We start from the raw sequence: 17,614 nt of genomic DNA, 5'->3' as shown, positions 1-17,614 counted from the left end.
TAATTAAAAAAGATCTCCAAAATTGGAGGTCTTTTTTTATTTCAATATTAATGATTTTAATGTAAAGAGACCATCAGTCCCACCAATTGTTTCGTCACATGCTCGCTCTGGATGAGGCATTAAACCTAGAACATTTCCCTTTTCATTGGTTATGCCTGCAATATCGAATGAGGATCCATTAGGATTATTTTTATATCTCAAAGCGATTAATTCATTATCTACAAGTTTTTTTAAAGTATCAGAATCACAATGATATCTTCCTTCCCCATGCGCTATTGGCAACTTAATAGTTTGTTTTTCATCTCTACTATTAAACCAACCTCCTTTTGAAGAAACGATATCCAGTTCAACGTCATCACAGATAAAATTTAGATTTTTATTCGCAACTAGAGCACCGGGCAAAAAACCTGATTCTGTCAAAATTTGAAACCCATTACAAATTCCTAAAACTCTTTTCCCGCTTTTAACAAACTCATCCAAGGCATTTATTAATGGAGAGAATCTCGCAATTGCTCCGCATCTTAGATAATCACCATAGCTAAATCCTCCAGGTAAAACTATTGCATCTACGTCACTTAAATCTGAAGACTCATGCCATAAGTATTTAGTTCTTATGTCTAAACAACCTTCCAATGCCCATGAAACATCACGATCACAATTAGAACCGGGGAAGACAACGATTCCTACAATAAAATTTTCCATCTTATAATTTTTCTAGTGAATATTCATAATCTTCAATAACAGTATTTGCGAATAACCTATCACACAATAAATCAATTTTTTCTCTTACATCGTTTTCACCATTACCTTCTATTTTTACTTCAATCATTTTTCCTATACGTAATGATTTTATTCCCTCGGCTCCAAGTTTTATAGATGCAGATTTGGTAGCTTCTCCTGCGGGGTCTAAAACTGAGGGTCTTAGTCTAACAAAAACTTTTACAGCAAATTGGTCCAATTAAAAATTAATTTCTACTAGAAGATTAGTTTAAATTTTAATAAAAAGTACCATTGATTAATAAACAAATATTTTTACCTTAAGGGTTTTCTGAGTTATTAAACTTTTATGAAGCCTCTGCCAAAACAAACTAAGCAAGTTCTTCTTGAATTTTCATGTGTTTTGAAATTTCCTGCCCCTCCACATTTTGAACATTTTATTTTATCAATTGATGTAATGTCTTCAGAGATTAATTGTTTTAAAGCAATTTTTGGATTTTTCATCTTGGACTATCTACTGATGTAAGTATCCCGATAGGTAACTATAAAGTCAAATTGCTATTTTTGGGTCACTTAAAATCTTAAATTTCTCTTTAATTTTTCTATTGAAAGTTTTTACAGATTTTTCATCAAAGGAAATTATTACTAATTCAAGCCCAGCATTATCATTTGGTCTCCAACAATTATCTGGAGCTTCTTCAAACCAAGTATTAATTTTCTTCCCAACAATTTGTATTTGTAAAGGCAATGATTTGTTTGGTATCCAAATACGTCCTTTTATCCGAAGAATGTTTAATTCATCCAAGATTTTTGACATCTCCTTTTCAAAGTCATTTTTTTCAAGGAAATAATTTAATTTAAATGAATCTGATACAAGCTCAACATGATTATGGTCATGTTCTTCAGTTAAAAATTTTTTATAAGTCTCTTTTTTAAAATTGAAATCAAATAGATAATTTAAATCAATCTTACCATTCTTGGATTTAAGGACTGGTGTAGATGAGTTTAGACTTCCTTGAATTTTATTTTTTACAACGTCAAACTGATCATCATTTAAGATATCTGATCTAGAGACTAAAACGATATCAGAAACTTCTAGTTGCTCCTCAAAAAGTTCATCTATAGTGGCGTTGTGATCAATTTTATCTGTTTCATTATATTGTTTTGTTATTTTATTTAAATCATTAATTGGTGAACCATTGAGCATTGATTGTCCATTAACGATACCAACAACAACATCAAGGTAGATGGAAGACCTAAGCTCAGGCCAATTAAGTGCTTGAATTAAGGGAATTGGTAGTGCTAGGCCACTTGTTTCGATAATTATTGATTCGAGAGAAGGATTAGAATCTAGGAGAGCTTTTATTGATGGAACGAAATCATCTTGAACTGTACAACATAAACATCCATTGTTTAATTCGATTACGCAGTCGACTTCAGTTTCATCACATGTATCACAACTTTTAATCAAATCACCGTCAATTCCAACATCACCAAATTCATTAATTATTAAACCAAATTTTTTATTACTCTCTTTTAATAGGTATCTTAGAAAAGTTGTTTTACCTGAACCAAGAAATCCCGAAACAACTATAACTGGTATTTTCTTTTTCACCTTTGATTAACAACCTAAGCTATATTCAGTACTCTCTCCTGTAGAACTATTTGTGCCATTAGCTATCGCACATAATTGTTTTTGTTGTGTACGACTAAGAACAGCATCAGTAAAATCTGCACCATCTATTTTTGCTCCTTCAAAATTACTCTCCATTAATAAAGCATTTGTAAAATTAACATCCGAAAGATCTGCATCTGTAAAGTCTGTTGCATAAGCTAGTGCATCCCTTAAATTGGCTCCAGTAAACTTTGAGTTTTGCAATTTACTATTATTGAACACCGCTCCCTCTAAATTACTTTCACTGAAATTAAACCCATTCAAATCAAACTTAACGTATTCGTTACCGCTTAAATCTTGACCATGCATATCTGGCTCTAAATTAAGGTCTTGTTGGTTTCTAATCTCAGGAGGTCTTTTAGCCCATGCAGAATTTACAGAACTAAAAAATAAAATCCCAACGAATAACAAAGTAATTAATGCATTCTTTAGTGAGGGAAAAACAATTGATTTAATCATAATAAGACTGTATTTTAGAACTTAAGTATTTAAAGTTTGTAAGAGTATCTTAAAGGAAAATATATGGCAATGTCACTAAAGGTTATTGTTCCTCCTCATCCATTAATAAAACATTGGCTTTCAATATTGCGAGAAAAAAACACTCCAAATATTTTGTACTCAACAGGATATGAGCAATTAGGGAAATGGCTTACATATGAAGCATTACGTAATTGGCTGCCATATAAAAAAGAAATAGTGAATACTGAGATTGGGAACGCAGATGGATTTTTTATTAATAATGATTATCCAATAAAAGTGCTCGCAATGTTGCCCGAAGGGTTATCTCTTTGGTTTGGATCTAAAGAAGTAATTCCTAATTCAACCCTGGCATTAGGAGAACTTCCTAAAACTATTGAATCAAATGAAGGAGTTATTTTTTATTCGGAACAAATAACGACAAAATCAGCAACATTAGAAACTTTAATTAAATTAAAGGAATTAGGTGTTGAATCAAATAGGATTCTTTTAATAACTGCTATTTGCTCAAATAAAGGGTTAAATGAAATTGCGAAACTATTCCCTAATCAGGTAATTTACACTTCTTGCATAGATGAGGAAGACGAAATAACACAATTATTAACACCAGGTATTGGGAATCCTTTATCGCGATTAAGTACTATATTTAAAGATAAGAACTAATATAGAATATAGGAGTAAATATTTTGCCAATGTCTGAATACAGAGATTCGTCTTCAAATAATCTTTTATCATTAATAAGCGGTGCTTTTATTGGAGCAGCAGGTCTAGCTTGGTGGTTAATATCCGAAGCAGATAAAAGAAAGGAGGAAAAAAAACAAAAAGCAATGATGTATTCCTCCAGAATTCAAGACGGCTCTGAAGCGATTGATTCAAATGAAAATATAAATGAAGTTGAAGGAGAAAATCTAGAGAAGAAAGTTGAGCAACTTAATTCTGCAATTGCTGATGTGAGGAAGCAACTTGAAGAGTTGGGGCAATAGAATAAAAAAGGTTCACAAATAATATGAATAAACTCAGATCATCTGCAATAACCCAAGGTGTGCAAAGATCCCCTAACAGATCGATGTTAAGAGCTGTTGGATTTAATGATGAGGACTTTAATAAACCTATTATTGGAGTAGCAAATGGATACAGCACCATAACACCATGCAATATAGGTTTAAATAAGTTAGCTCTAAAAGCTGAAGAGTCAATAAAAAGATCAGGTGGAATGCCGCAGATGTTTGGGACTATAACAGTAAGCGATGGCATATCTATGGGAACAGAGGGTATGAAATATTCCCTGGTTTCAAGAGAAGTTATCGCTGATTCGATTGAAACAGCATGCAATGCTCAGAGTATGGATGGAGTACTTGCTATAGGTGGATGTGACAAGAATATGCCGGGCGCCATGATTGCGATTGCAAGAATGAATATTCCCTCAATTTTCATTTATGGAGGGACAATAAAGCCTGGAAAATTGCATGGAGAAGATCTAACTGTTGTTAGTGCATTTGAAGCTGTTGGACAATTAACATCAGGCAAAATTAATGAAGAAAGGCTAATCCAAGTTGAAAAAAATTGTATTCCTGGTGCTGGTAGCTGTGGAGGAATGTTTACAGCTAATACAATGTCGGCGGTTATTGAAGTACTAGGGTTAAGTCTTCCTCACAGTTCCACTATGGCTGCTGAAGATCTTGAAAAAGAACTAAGTGCAGATAAAAGTGCGGAGATATTAGTCTCTGCAATCGAAAAAGATATAAGACCTCTAGACCTAATGACTAAGAAAGCATTTGAAAATGCAATATCAGTAATTATGGCAATTGGCGGATCAACAAATGCGGTCTTGCATATCTTAGCTATTGCGAATACTGCAGGAATAGATATCGACATTAATGATTTTGAGAGAATCAGACAAAAAGTGCCCGTTATTTGTGACCTTAAACCGAGTGGTAAATATGTGACAGTGGATCTTCATAAGGCAGGTGGGATACCACAAGTAATGAAAATACTTTTGAATGCAGGATTAATTCATGGCGATTGCAAAAATATTGAAGGCAAAACCATCTCAGAATACTTACAGCAGATTCCAGATAAGCCTCTAAAAAATCAAAATGTCATAAGAGATATAGATGACCCTCTTTATAAAAAAGGACATCTATCGATATTAAAAGGTAACTTAGCGAGCGAAGGTTCTGTAGCCAAAATTAGCGGAGTAAAAAACCCTGTATTAACAGGTCCAGCAAAGATTTTTGAAAGTGAAGAGGATTGTTTAAAATCGATATTAAATAACGATATCAAAGCTGGTGATGTTGTTGTTATTAGAAACGAAGGTCCTGTAGGAGGTCCAGGCATGAGAGAAATGTTAGCTCCGACATCCGCGATTGTTGGTCAGGGGCTTGGAGAGAAGGTAGCTTTAATTACCGATGGCAGATTTAGCGGTGGTACTTATGGTCTTGTTGTGGGTCACATAGCTCCAGAGGCTGCTGTTGGAGGAAATATTGCTCTAATAAAAGAAGGTGATTTAATAACAGTTGATGCTGTTAAACAACTAATTGAAGTTGATTTATCTGACGAAGAATTAGAAAAAAGAAAAAAAGATTGGGTAAAACCCATACAAAAATACAAAAGAGGAATTCTTTCAAAATATTCGAGAATCGTAAGCACATCAAGTTTAGGGGCTGTTACTGATTTATAAATCAGCTCAAAGTTTATTTTCTTAATTAATAAAACTTTTTATCCTATTTGCTAAATTTTCCAATCTAGAGCTGTATCTTGGTGAGTTGCATTTTTTTCCATTATTGCTATCCATCCATAATGTTTTAACTCCACACCATAATATTGGTTCATCAGGGAAATTAAGCTTAGAGATTACTAAAACCAACTCTTTATTTGATTTAAAAAGTTCTAATTCAAGATCATAAATTTCTAATCTTTTACCTTCTTTATCTCGACATAAGATATTAACTGTTAAATCAATATCTTCTTCTTCGAATTCGTATTCACCATTTATTTTCACGACAGAATGAACAAAAGGTTTATTTGTTAAATCTGCAGACTTAGCGATTAAGCTCTCTATATTTTTAGGTGGATTTTCAAATAACACTTATTGATTTAATTAAAACTTTTATAGAACCCTGTCTAAACTCATTATTAAGTAATCCATCATCACCGAACTTAGAGTGAAGTAGTTGCAATCTTTTAATTTTAGATGGCTTAAATTTAAATGGGAAACGTACTTTATTAGCTCTTACTGAGGGTTTTAGCTCACCAAAAGGAATTTGAACATTTGTTGTTCCAAATTTTTTTGTTGGGAATGATTTAATCCACCTGAGACCGCCTGGAATAAATTCAGTTAGTCCTAGCAAAGCGTCTTCACAGGCGACAGCAAATTTAAAAGTTCTTCCTTGTCCATCAATATTTAATTCAAAGGATGAATACTCAGATACATCTAAAGAAGGTTTATATATAGACGATCTACAACTAACAAATCCTCCTGATTTCTCGACAATATTACCCTTTAATATCAAACCAGAATTTGAAATTTCACAAAACGCTGAACTTGATCCACCCATAACTGTATCATTTAATGTTTTCCAACCATTGAACTCCCTTTTCTGGAATAAAAATTTTTTCTTACTCATTTAATAATTCTAATTATTTTTAAACTTTAACTAAATTTCTAATTCTTTTGCTGATTCTTGATCACAAAATATTGAAATTTGATTAATAGATTTTATTAATTTTGATGGTGTTCTATCAAGAGGCTCTTTTTCATCTAATAACCTCTCAAGAGCAATTCTTTTATTGGCCCCACTAACCAAAAATACTATCTTTGATGAGGCTGAAAGGACCTTTGGAGTTAAGGAAATTCTCTTTAATCCTTTACCTTCATTAAAAATCACAAAATCATCTTCATTATTATTTTTTTGATAAGGGAATAGTGAAGCTGTATGACCATCGTCTCCAAGACCTAATAAAGTTAAATCAAATAAGGGAGGGTTTGATCCACATTTTTCAAATAATTTGGAAATAAATTGATTTTTTGTAGTTTCATCATCAGCATTTAAATCATTGAAAATTTCATAAAAAAAAGCTTTAGATCCAAAATTAGTTAACAATGAATTTTTCAACATTAATGTGTTACTTAATTCTGAATTTGGATCAACACATCTTTCATCTCCTAAAAAGACATCAACCATATCCCATCTAAGATCACAATTAGATAAGAGCTGATAGACAGCTTTAGGAGTTGAACCTCCACTAACACAAAATTTGAATCTATCTTTCTTTTTTAAAGTAAAAATAATTTGACTTTCAATAAACTTGAAAACCGCTGTTGATAGTTCTAACTTGTCTTTGTAAATGTTGAGTGTATATCCATTTTTAACCTTTTGAATCATTTCATCCATTCAGTATGAAAACTACCTTCTCTATCAATTCTTTCATATGTATGAGAGCCAAAACAGTCTCTCATTGCCTGGACAAGATTCTGCGGAAGTCTATTGGTTCTATAACTATTCAAATAATCTAAAGTACTGGATAGACATGGAACTGGTATACCTGCTTTTGTGGATAAAGAAACTACATTAGCTAAATTATCTAATCTTGTAGCAATTTCATTATTAAACCAATCATCAAAAATTAAATTTTTCAGATTAGGGTCTTTGTTATAAGCATCTTGAATTTTACCTAATAATTTTGATCTAATTATGCAACCACCCTTCCAGATTTGAGCAATTGATGGCATATTCAAACCGTAATTATAGACTGAAGATGCTTCTCTTAAAATATCCATACCTTGAGCATAGCTAGCAATTGTGGCAAGGACTACAGCATCAAGTAAAGGTTTCATTCCATCTGATATATTTCCTAAATCAAAATCCTCTATCTCTTTATTTGGAATAGTTTTTTCAATCTCACTACGTTGCTCTTTTAAGGAACTCATTACTCTTGCATTTAAAGATGCATAAATAGTTGGAACTGATACCCCCAGTTCTAAAGCACTTACAACAGTCCATAACCCAGTACCTTTCTGGCCAGCTTTATCTAATATTTTCTCCACAACATCATCTCCGGTTATCTCATCTTTTGTATTTAGACAAATCTCTGTTATTTCAACAAGGTAAGAAGCTAATTCATCAGTATTGTTCCAAATGCCAAATACCTCTGACATCTGCTGTCCATTCATACCTTTAACTCTCTTCATAAGGTCATAAGCTTCTGCGAGTATTTGCTCAATTCCATATTCAATTCCGTTATGAACAGTTTTTACAAAATGACCTGAGCCTCCTGGTCCAACATATGCAACACATGAGCCGTCTTCAACCTTAGCCGCCATCTTAGTTAATAAGCTTTCTATTGCATCATATGAAGCCTTAGTGCCACCAGGCATCATACTTGGCCCTTCTAGGGCCCCTTTGGCACCACCTGAGACACCCATCCCAATGTATCCAAAACTTTTACTTTCGAGAGTATTTACCCTTCTTTCTGTATCTTTAAATTGAGAATTGCCGCCATCTATTAATAAATCTCCTTCCTCAAGAAATCCAGAAATATTATCTATAACAGCATCTGTTGCAGGTCCAGCTTTAACCATCATTAAAATTCTTCTAGGTCTCTCTAGCTTATTGACAAATTCTTGAAGAGTTTCAGCTCCTTCTATATTCTTCCCAAAACCCCTACCTTGTAAAAATTCTTCAGTTTTTGAGTAAGTTCTATTAAAAACCACACTAGAAAATCCATTTCTCTCTGCGTTAAGAACTAAATTTTCGCCCATAACACCAAGACCTATTAAACCAAAATGTGCCTTGGACATAAAAAATTAAAAAAACTCAATAAATATAGTGTGCCTGCAACTCAACAAAATTGCTCAAAAAATAATACTTATGTCAGCGAAAAATGATCGAAAAGATTTAAATAACGGTTCCGTTTGCAATAGTTGCATTTTTAACTACTACAACAATTCCATTTCTTATATAGAAACCTAATTCTGGTTTATCTGCTTCTTCTACTCGATCTTTATTAATAATCACGACATTATCACCAATCCTTGTATTCTTATCAAGAATTGCTCTTTTTACAGTAGTTCCTTCACCTACTCCAAGAGGTGTTCCGCCTCCTTTTCTTAATTCAATCCTCTCTTCAGGCGATTCAAAGAAATCAGCACCCATAACAAGAGTGTCCTCGAGTACCGAATCACTTTCAATCCTACTTCTTACGCCTAAAACACAATGTAAAATACTGCATGACTTTAAGATTGTACCTTCACAGACAATTGAATCAGTAATTTGAGCATCTACAAGTTTAGAAGGTGGGAGGAATCTAGGTCTTGTATAAATTGGAAATTTTTCATCATAAAAACTAAATGGAGGTTTTGGCTGCTCAGTCAATGCAAGGTTTGACTCAAAAAATGCACCAATGGTTCCTATATCTTCCCAATAATCATCGAATACATAACTTTTAAGTGTATCACCCCTATTAAGTGCTTCAGGAATAATGTCCTTACCAAAATCGGTATAACTAGGGAATTTATTTAGAAGATCAAAAAGAGTATTTCTGCTAAAAACGTAAATACCCATAGAGGCTAAGTAAGGCTTATCTTTAGCTGACTCCTTACTTAATCCAAATTTTGAAGTATCTACTGCCATTGCCTTCAGCTTCTCTCCAGTAGGTTTTTCACTAAATTCTTTTATATTTCCTAAATCATCTGTTCTCATCAGGCCAAAACCTTCTGCTTGAGCTTCATCAACAGGTAAAGCTGCGACAGTTAAGTCGGCTCCATTTTCTCTATGATGTTGAACAAATAAACTGTAGTCCATCCTATATAGTTGATCACCTGACAATATTAGATACTCGTCAACATCCCATTCTTGAAATAACCATTGGTATTTTCTAACTGCATCAGCAGTACCTTCAAACCACTTTGGACTATCAGGAGTCTGTTGAGCGGCCAAAACCTCAACAAAGCCTTGACCAAAAGGGCCATTCAAATTATATGTTCTTCCTATATGTCTATTTAGAGATGCACTATTGAACTGAGTCAATACGTACATTTTTTCTATACCTGAATTAATACAATTACTAATTGGGATATCTATCAAACGATACTTACCTGCCAATGGGACAGCAGGTTTCGCCCTCATTTTTGTTAGAGGGTAAAGTCTAGAACCTTTTCCTCCTCCGAGGATGATGGCCAACACACGCTTCATTCAATCTAATGGAGGTATATACAACTATTTAAAGTAACTGATTATGGGCAGATTTAGAAATAGGAATGGTCAGTTTACAAAGGTATTTCGATAAATTACTAGAAAAACTTAATATAAATAATGAAAATTTAGTTATTTCTATCCTCTTCTACAAGAGAAAACAATTTTTCAACAATTTTTAAAGAAGCTTGTCTTTCTTCTCTTGATTGAGGACTTCTCAACTTAGTAACAGGTGTGTGAAGTATTTTATTTATAATTCCTTTAGTCAAAGCTTCCACAACTTTTCTTTCTCTAGCAGAAAAATCAGGCCCCATCCTACTTAGTGCTTTTTGCAATTCCTCTTTTCTAATTAACTCCAAATCTGATCTAAGTTTATTAATTACTGGAACAGCCTCTAAACTTGCCCACCATTCAAGAAAAATGATTCTTTCTTCTTCTACTAAAGATTCTGCTTCCTTTGCAATTTTCTGTCTAAATTCCTGATTTCTTGAAACAACCTCCTGTAAGTCATCTACATCGAATGATTGTACAAATTTATTTTGTTTAACATCATTAGATATATTTCTTGGTACACCAATATCAATAAATTTGAGTTTATTTTTTAAATTTAATTTATCAATTTTAGCGAGATCAATTATTGGCTCTTCGGATGCCGTACTAGTAAAAACAAGAGAAGATATTATTATATTTTCATCTAATTCGTTGAACCCTTTACAAACAATATCTAGGTCGGGAAAGTCTGCCGCAAGATTTAATGCTCTATCAATATTTCTATTTACAAGAATAAGTTTATGACATCCTTTTGACTTCAAGTGAGTTATTAAGAGCCTACTCATTCGTCCAGCCCCAACTACAAGAACCTTCTCTGATTCCAAACTCACAAGAGTATCAAAACCCTTTTCCTGACCAAGTTTTAATTGAGCAAGTTCTACAGCTGCTGAACTGATTGATACAGCACCAGTTCCTAAATTTGTTTCAGATCTAACCTTTTTACCTGTACTAACAGATTGGGTTAATAATCTATTAAGAATAGGGCCAGTAGATTGATTCTCTTGGCCTAATCTCATCATTTTTTTTACCTGCGAAAGGATTTGCCCTTCGCCTAAAACGAGACTATCGAGACCTGCAGAGACTTTCATTAAATGTAAAACTGCATCTTCTTGTCTAAAGCAAAAAAGATGAGGATTTAAATCTTCAAAAATAATTCCGGAATAATCTGAAATAAATTCTTTAATTGATGAAATACCGGTATTTTTATCCTTTACTAGCGCATATATTTCTAGCCTATTGCAAGTACTTAAAATTGACACCTCTAAAACATCAGAGAAAGCTTTTAATGCTTCCAATGATTCTGTTATAGATTGGTCAGGAATACTTAACTTCTCACGCACTTCGACAGGTGCCGTGCGATGACTTAGTCCGACGACAACAATATGCATAAAACTAAAAGTGAATTTTTAAAGGCTGATACTCTTAGCACCATCTTTGATATGGACAGTATTTGTGAATCTTGCAGTACTATCTAATGTACTTATTACTAGACTGCTTGTTCTAACACAATCGCTTTCAAATTTAACTCCGTCAAATAATAATCCATCAGTTATTCCACTTCCAGCAAATACAACATTTTCTCCGGATGCCAATTCGTTAGCTTCATAGATTTTATCTATATCAGTTATGCCCATTTCATTTAGACGTTTTATATTCCCTTCTTTTGTGTAATCAGCCCATTCAGAAGTTTGAGCAATTGCTGGATCATAAACTAGTTGTCCTTGAAAATGTCCTCCAAGAGCTCTCATTGCAGCAGCGGAAATAACACCTTCCGGAGCTGCACCTATACCCATCAAACAATGTGTTCCAGTTCCTGCAAAACCACATGCTATAGCAGCTTGAACATCACCATCAGAAATCGGTTGTACTTTTGCACCACATCCACGAATCTCTTTAATTAAATCTTTATGCCTTGTTCTATCCATTACAACAACAGTAAGTTCTTCAATAGAGAGATCCAAGCAATCACTAAGAATTTTCAAGTTTTCAGTAGCCGAATTTCTAATATCTACTTTCCCTTTGGCTGCTGGAGGGGCCGCTAATTTGTTCATGTAGAAATCTGGGGCATTAAAGAGACCTCCTGTATCTGAAGCCGCCAGAACAGCCATGGAACCTCTTTGATTATTTGCACAAAGATTGGTTCCTTCACAAGGATCTACTGCAAAGTCAACCCCTGGTCCGCTTCCGCTCCCAACCTCTTCACCTATATAAAGCATAGGTGCTTCATCTCTTTCACCTTCTCCGATAACAATTTTCCCTTTCATTTCAATTTTGCCCATTCGCAATCTCATTGCTTCGACAGCTGCAGCATCAGCTTCATCTTTTTGACCAAGTCCTGTTAGTTTTGCTGAAGCAATTGCTGCTTGCTCGACAACTTCGAGAATTTCTTGAATTAAAGTTTGATTCACAATTAAATTTTTGAGGATTTTCTAAAAGGTTTTGAGTATGATCTCATAAAAAGTGTCATTTTTTATGGGAATTATTACGCTAATAAGCTTTTCTTAACTCTTTACAGCTGTTACTTTATCAGGCCATGAATTGAAATTAGGAATAAACAACTAAATATAGTATCTTTATTAAATATTTTAAAAATTAAATGACTGAGTCAAATCAAACAAATTTAGCTGGGGTTAATAGACCAATTCAAATAATTCCTTCAGTTTTACCAGCAGATTGGGCAAATATGGGTGCATGTGTGAAAGAGCTCGAGGAAGCTGGGGTAGATAGAATTCAATTTGATGTAATGGATGGGAATTTTGTACCAAATCTTACATTCGGTCCTGAAATGATTGCTGCATGCAGGAAATATTGCAATGTCCCCTTTGAAACTCAATTAATGGTAAGCCAATACAATTGTGAAACCATGCTTGAATCTTATGTAAACGCTACAAAAGGGGCGAATGGTGAACCAGGAGTAGTAATAGCTCATGCTGAAGCAAATATTCATTTGCATAGAGTTCTTGGAAGAATAAGAGACCTAGGAGGATCTCCTTCTGTTGCATTAAACCCTCATACTCCTTTTGAAATGATTAAAAACATTATGGATATGGTTGATCATGTTTTGGTTATGACAGTTAATCCAGGCTTTGGTGGACAAGCTTATATACCAACAATGCTTAATAAAATCAGAGAAATAAGAAACTTTGTTATTGAAAAAAACTTAAATGTAGATATTGAAGTTGATGGAGGCATTAAAGCAAATTGGACTATTTCACAATGTGCAGATGCTGGTGCGAATTGTTTTATTGCTGGTAGTGGAATGTTTGCTTACCCAACATTAAAAGAGGGATGTGATGACTTGAGAAAAGTTGCGCAAGAAGCACAAAAAGGTAATGTTCTTTCAGAGCCCTAAAAATTAATATTTATGGGTAATTTTTTTATCACCCAAATATCCAGCCATAACTATGTAAGCCTATTCCTAAGAAATTAACTCCTAAATAACATACTAAAACCACTAAAAAGCCTGTTGATGCTAATAATGCTGGTTTGCGTCCTTGCCAACCCTTGCTAATTCTCATATGCAGATAAGCGGCATAAAACAACCATGAGATAAATGCCCATGTTTCTTTTGGATCCCAACTCCACCATGTACCCCAGGCCTCGTTAGCCCAGACTGCACCTGAAATTAAACCGAGAGTCAAAAGAACAAATCCTATTAATATAGAACGATAACTTAATGTATCTAATTCTTCTGAATGAGAGAATTCAGTAGGTTCAACTAAACCATTAAAAGAATAGTTATTAGAAAGTTTGAACCCCCCTATACCTGTAGAACTACTTCTGATTTGAAGCGGCTTATTTTTATTAATAAATAAAACAGAAAACGAGAGCAAAGAACCTATTATTAATGCCGCATAACTAAGCATTACGACGCTGACATGCATTATTAACCAACTAGATCTTAAGGCTGGAACCAAGTTGGATGATAATTTCAAATCGTCAGGTAAAACAAAACAAGCAAAAGCAACTGTCAATAACTCAATTGGTATTGCAATTGAGGGAATTATTGGAAATTGATATTCCCTTTCAACCAATAGTTGTCCCAATGTGATCCCCCAAGTAAGGAAATAAAGAGATTCATACAAATTGCTGATAGGAAAGTGCCCAGAAATTGACCACCTAAAAAGTAATTGTAATGTTATTAATAGGTTCACTAAAATCGTAATAAATCTTACAATTGAAGAAGATTTTTTTTTAAAAACTGCACCTAAAGATATTGGTAAGTTAATTAATAAAAAATAAAAGACTAATAGACCTAAAACTGAAACCGGGTCATATATAAAATTTTTAAAAAGATTATCTAGTATCATTTCTAGAAATTTATCCGATTTTAATATTCAACGATAAATAAATTATAATTAAATCATTTTTATATGAGTAAATCTTTAATAATAAAGTTTAAATTGATTTAGAAAAAGGCTTTCAAAGTTTAAAATTATCTCCTAGATAATACTTCTTGACTATTGGATTATCAGCCAATTCCCTTGATGATCCATAAGCTAAAATTTTTCCTTCACTTAATACATATGACTTATTAGTTATTAAAAGGGTTTCCCTTACATTATGATCTGTAATAAGAATACCTACCCCATAACCACTTAATTTAAGAATTAGTTTCTTTAAATCATTAACAGCCAAAGGATCTATTCCAGCAAAAGGTTCGTCTAGTAGTAAATATCTAGGCCCTTTTCTACCCACAGTTAGAGCTCTCGCTATCTCACACCTCCTTCTCTCACCACCTGAAAGTTGATAACCATAATTATCTACAAATTTATTCAAATTAAATTCATTAATTAATTGTTCTCTCCTGTTTCTTATTGCAGCAGAAGTATAAGATGAATTTTGCAGAGCCAAATCAATATTTTCCTTAACAGTAAGATCTCTAAAGATACTTGCCTCTTGAGTTAGATAGCCCAAACCAAGTCTCGATCTAATCGGCAATGGTAGATTAGTTATATTTTTGTGATTCATCAAAATTTTACCTTTGTCAGGCTTTATATTCCCCACAGCAAGATTAAAAGTAGTAGTTTTCCCCGCCCCATTAGGTCCCATCAATCCTACAACTTCTCCTGGATTAACAGTTATTGAAACATCATTTACGATTAACCTACCTTGAATCGTTAGAGATACATTTTGGATTTTTAAGTTCATATTCCTAAGACCAAAAAAATTAACTTATTTCCTTAAAAAAAGAATGCGATAAATACAAATATATATTTGTAAAAAATAAAATCATATTAGCTAAAGAGATTTCAAAAAAGGCTTGTCATTCTCACTTAATATCTCTTTGTATTGTAATTTTCTCAATAAATCTTCCAAACATCGGCAAAAGGATTCGAGATCTATACCCAAATTAATCTTGGTTCTGGTTTTTATTCTACCTAAACCCTCGCCCAGCAAGATAGTAGCTCCATTTAAATTCCCCTTACTTAAGTGAAACTGTGATACAGATACTTGTAAAATGCCTTGGATAACTTGCCTTTCGTCACCATCAACAGAATTCCAAATTTCTTCAAAAGCATCATGGGCCTCATACCATTCGTGATTGTTAAAAAGATTTAAAGCAGTAAAAAGTGCATCTTGAAAATTTTTTGTACTTTCTTCATTCATGAAATTAATAATTAATTCTTTTTCTTCTTATTTATTTTTCTCATTCTTATGGAATCGGGTGTTACCTCTAGCATTTCATCAGGACCAATATATTCAAGTGCTCTTTCAAGGGTAATATCAACAGGTGACTGCAAAGTATCTAGTTCTTCTGCCCCTGCAGACCTCATATTAGTCAATTGCTTAGTTTTACATATATTTAACTCTAGATCTTGAGGTCTGTTATTTTCTCCAATTATCATTCCTTTGTAAACTTTAACTCCAGGTTTAATAAAATAGACTCCTCTATCTTCAGCATTCTTTAAAGCATAAAACGTTGCTACACCTTCTTCAAACGCAATCAGAACTCCATTTCTTCTGGTTTCAAAGTCTCCAGCTTTAGGTTTATATTCATAAAATGAATGACTCATAATGCCCTCGCCTCTCGTAATGCGCACGAATTCTCCACGGAATCCAATTAATCCTCTTGATGGAACGAGAAATTCTAGTTGAGTCCTCCCATCTGAACTTGTCTGCATATTTTTCATCTCAGCTTTTCTCGATCCAAGTTTCTCAATACATGAACCAACAGAAACTTCAGGCACATCTAAAACTAAGGTTTCTATAGGCTCGCATTCAACATTATCAATTTCTCTAAATATTACTTGAGGTTGTGATATTTGAAACTCAAACCCTTCTCTTCGCATGGTTTCAATCAAAATTCCTAAGTGTAATTCTCCCCTCCCTGATACTGAAAATCTGTCAGGAGAATCAGTTTCTTCAACCCTAAGAGCAACATTAGTTAAGAGTTCTCTCTCCAATCTATTTTTCAACTGTCTGCTAGTAACAAATTTTCCTTCTTTACCAGCAAATGGAGAATCATTTACAACAAAAGTCATATTTAAAGTAGGCTCATCAACCTTGATTAATGGCAAAGGATGAGGTGAATCAGGGCATGCTATGGTCTCACCAATATTGACATCATCAAAACCAGAAACCGCAACGATATCACCAGCAAATGCTTCATTAATATCAATTCTTTGTAATCCTTCAAATCCTAATAATTTACTTACCTTCCCCTTTATAGTTTTTCCATTTTCCTTAATTAAACTGGCTTGTTGACCATTTTTTATAGTGCCATTATGAATTTTTCCAATAACAATCCTACCTAAGAAGTCAGAATAATCCAAAGTAGTTATTTGTAGCTGAAGAGGCTTATTTAAGTCACCTACTGGAGGTGGAACATGTCTGATAATAGCTTCAAAAAGAGGCATCATATTATCACTATTTGACTCCATCTCTTCTTTTGCGAAGCCAGATAGGCCGCTACCAAAAAGATAAGGGAAATCACATTGATCATCATCTGCTCCCAATTCTAAAAATAAATCAAGGACCTTATCAATTGCTAATTCTGGAACTACTCTTGGTCTATCAATTTTATTTACAAAGACTATAGGCCTAAGTCCTTTTTCTAATGCTTTTTTTAAAACAAATCTTGTTTGAGGCATAGGTCCCTCGTTCGCATCAACAATAAGAAGGCAACCATCAACCATCCCCAAAACCCTTTCGACTTCTCCCCCAAAATCAGCATGTCCAGGTGTGTCTATAATATTAATCCTGGTTTCTTTGTAGTTAACTGCTGTATTTTTTGAGAGTATTGTTATGCCTCTTTCTCTTTCAAGATCATTCGAATCCATTACACATGTAGGAATAACTTCATTGTCTCTAAATATTCCTGATTGAGATAACAATGCATCTACAAGAGTTGTCTTCCCATGATCTACATGGGCAATAATTGCAACATTCCTAATTTCTTTTATCGAAGATGACATTTATAAAATTTATATAAGTTGTAGATGGACTTTATTAAGGCTAACTCAAAGAATGCTTTTTATGAGAATTTTCTATCCAAGAC

20 protein-coding genes are annotated in these 17,614 nt (G+C 33.5%); 4 read left to right on the top strand and 16 right to left on the bottom strand.

The window, feature by feature from the left end; all coding sequences use genetic code 11:
- Window positions 1-36: 36 nt before the first annotated feature.
- The 5 genes from purQ to HA141_RS04240 form a co-directional block, all read right to left on the bottom strand.
- A complete protein-coding gene (gene purQ, locus HA141_RS04260; RefSeq protein WP_209117214.1) occupies window positions 37-702 on the bottom strand; it encodes a phosphoribosylformylglycinamidine synthase subunit PurQ in 666 nt (221 codons plus the stop codon).
- A gap of 1 nt (window position 703) precedes the next feature.
- Complete coding sequence (purS, locus tag HA141_RS04255) at window positions 704-958, bottom strand: phosphoribosylformylglycinamidine synthase subunit PurS (RefSeq protein WP_209117212.1); 255 nt, start codon at window positions 956-958, stop codon at window positions 704-706.
- A gap of 98 nt (window positions 959-1,056) precedes the next feature.
- A complete protein-coding gene (locus HA141_RS04250; RefSeq protein ID WP_209117210.1) occupies window positions 1,057-1,221 on the bottom strand; it encodes a hypothetical protein in 165 nt (54 codons plus the stop codon).
- Between the two features lie 46 nt (window positions 1,222-1,267).
- Window positions 1,268-2,332, bottom strand: a complete 1,065-nt coding sequence (locus HA141_RS04245; RefSeq protein WP_209117208.1) for a GTP-binding protein — start codon at window positions 2,330-2,332, stop codon at window positions 1,268-1,270.
- 6 nt (window positions 2,333-2,338) lie between these two features.
- Window positions 2,339-2,851 carry a pentapeptide repeat-containing protein gene (locus HA141_RS04240; protein WP_209117206.1) on the bottom strand — a complete coding sequence of 171 codons (513 nt, stop codon included), beginning with the start codon at window positions 2,849-2,851 and terminating at the stop codon, window positions 2,339-2,341.
- Between the two features lie 63 nt (window positions 2,852-2,914).
- Here HA141_RS04240 and HA141_RS04235 point away from each other — a divergent pair, with 63 nt between their 5' ends.
- The 3 genes from HA141_RS04235 to ilvD are packed head-to-tail and all read left to right on the top strand — an operon-like array spanning window position 2,915 to window position 5,549.
- Window positions 2,915-3,532, top strand: a complete 618-nt coding sequence (locus tag HA141_RS04235) for a uracil phosphoribosyltransferase (RefSeq protein ID WP_209117203.1) — start codon at window positions 2,915-2,917, stop codon at window positions 3,530-3,532.
- A gap of 29 nt (window positions 3,533-3,561) precedes the next feature.
- Complete coding sequence (locus HA141_RS04230; protein ID WP_011376338.1) at window positions 3,562-3,852, top strand: hypothetical protein; 291 nt, start codon at window positions 3,562-3,564, stop codon at window positions 3,850-3,852.
- Window positions 3,853-3,875: 23 nt separating this feature from the next.
- Window positions 3,876-5,549: a dihydroxy-acid dehydratase gene (gene ilvD, locus HA141_RS04225; RefSeq protein ID WP_209117201.1), complete on the top strand. Its 1,674-nt coding sequence runs from the start codon at window positions 3,876-3,878 to the stop codon at window positions 5,547-5,549.
- A 21-nt stretch (window positions 5,550-5,570) separates the two neighbouring features.
- On the opposite strand, the gene HA141_RS04220 is transcribed toward ilvD, so the two are convergent.
- The 7 genes from HA141_RS04220 to glpX form a co-directional block, all read right to left on the bottom strand.
- Window positions 5,571-5,957: a coat-like protein gene (locus HA141_RS04220; RefSeq protein WP_209117199.1), complete on the bottom strand. Its 387-nt coding sequence runs from the start codon at window positions 5,955-5,957 to the stop codon at window positions 5,571-5,573.
- Entirely contained in the window at window positions 5,947-6,495 is a 549-nt protein-coding gene (locus HA141_RS04215; RefSeq protein ID WP_209117197.1) for a CIA30 family protein, read from the bottom strand. The genes HA141_RS04220 and HA141_RS04215 overlap by 11 nt, the downstream gene beginning before the upstream one ends.
- A gap of 30 nt (window positions 6,496-6,525) precedes the next feature.
- The gene (gene pgl, locus HA141_RS04210) at window positions 6,526-7,263 is read right to left on the bottom strand and encodes a 6-phosphogluconolactonase (RefSeq protein WP_209117195.1); all 738 of its coding nucleotides are present in this window, start codon (window positions 7,261-7,263) and stop codon (window positions 6,526-6,528) included.
- Entirely contained in the window at window positions 7,251-8,669 is a 1,419-nt protein-coding gene (gndA, locus tag HA141_RS04205; protein WP_209117193.1) for an NADP-dependent phosphogluconate dehydrogenase, read from the bottom strand. The genes pgl and gndA overlap by 13 nt, the downstream gene beginning before the upstream one ends.
- 97 nt (window positions 8,670-8,766) lie before the next feature.
- Window positions 8,767-10,062: a glucose-1-phosphate adenylyltransferase gene (locus tag HA141_RS04200; RefSeq protein ID WP_209117191.1), complete on the bottom strand. Its 1,296-nt coding sequence runs from the start codon at window positions 10,060-10,062 to the stop codon at window positions 8,767-8,769.
- Between the two features lie 128 nt (window positions 10,063-10,190).
- Window positions 10,191-11,501, bottom strand: a complete 1,311-nt coding sequence (locus HA141_RS04195; RefSeq protein ID WP_209117189.1) for a glutamyl-tRNA reductase — start codon at window positions 11,499-11,501, stop codon at window positions 10,191-10,193.
- Between the two features lie 18 nt (window positions 11,502-11,519).
- On the bottom strand, window positions 11,520-12,521 hold the full coding sequence (glpX, locus tag HA141_RS04190; RefSeq protein WP_209117187.1) for a class II fructose-bisphosphatase: 1,002 nt from the start codon (window positions 12,519-12,521) through the stop codon (window positions 11,520-11,522).
- A 188-nt stretch (window positions 12,522-12,709) separates the two neighbouring features.
- Here glpX and rpe point away from each other — a divergent pair, with 188 nt between their 5' ends.
- A complete protein-coding gene (gene rpe / locus HA141_RS04185; RefSeq protein ID WP_209117185.1) occupies window positions 12,710-13,465 on the top strand; it encodes a ribulose-phosphate 3-epimerase in 756 nt (251 codons plus the stop codon).
- A gap of 28 nt (window positions 13,466-13,493) precedes the next feature.
- Here rpe and ccsB read toward each other — a convergent pair whose 3' ends face one another.
- The 4 genes from ccsB to typA form a co-directional block, all read right to left on the bottom strand.
- Window positions 13,494-14,423, bottom strand: a complete 930-nt coding sequence (ccsB, locus tag HA141_RS04180; RefSeq protein ID WP_209117183.1) for a c-type cytochrome biogenesis protein CcsB — start codon at window positions 14,421-14,423, stop codon at window positions 13,494-13,496.
- Window positions 14,424-14,535: 112 nt separating this feature from the next.
- The gene (gene lptB / locus HA141_RS04175; RefSeq protein ID WP_209117181.1) at window positions 14,536-15,264 is read right to left on the bottom strand and encodes an LPS export ABC transporter ATP-binding protein; all 729 of its coding nucleotides are present in this window, start codon (window positions 15,262-15,264) and stop codon (window positions 14,536-14,538) included.
- A 90-nt stretch (window positions 15,265-15,354) separates the two neighbouring features.
- Entirely contained in the window at window positions 15,355-15,723 is a 369-nt protein-coding gene (locus tag HA141_RS04170) for a DUF309 domain-containing protein (protein WP_209117179.1), read from the bottom strand.
- A gap of 11 nt (window positions 15,724-15,734) precedes the next feature.
- Window positions 15,735-17,531 (bottom strand): translational GTPase TypA, encoded by a 1,797-nt coding sequence (gene typA, locus HA141_RS04165; protein ID WP_209117177.1) that lies wholly within the window; start codon window positions 17,529-17,531, stop codon window positions 15,735-15,737.
- Between the last annotated feature and the right edge of the window lie 83 nt (window positions 17,532-17,614).

The organism is Prochlorococcus marinus XMU1402 (assembly GCF_017696205.1).
In the GTDB taxonomy this organism is placed as follows: Bacteria; Cyanobacteriota; Cyanobacteriia; order PCC-6307; family Cyanobiaceae; genus Prochlorococcus_A; species Prochlorococcus_A marinus_AC.
The sequence above is the reverse complement of the archived record's forward strand: the minus strand, read 5'-3'. Positions and strand labels throughout refer to the sequence as shown.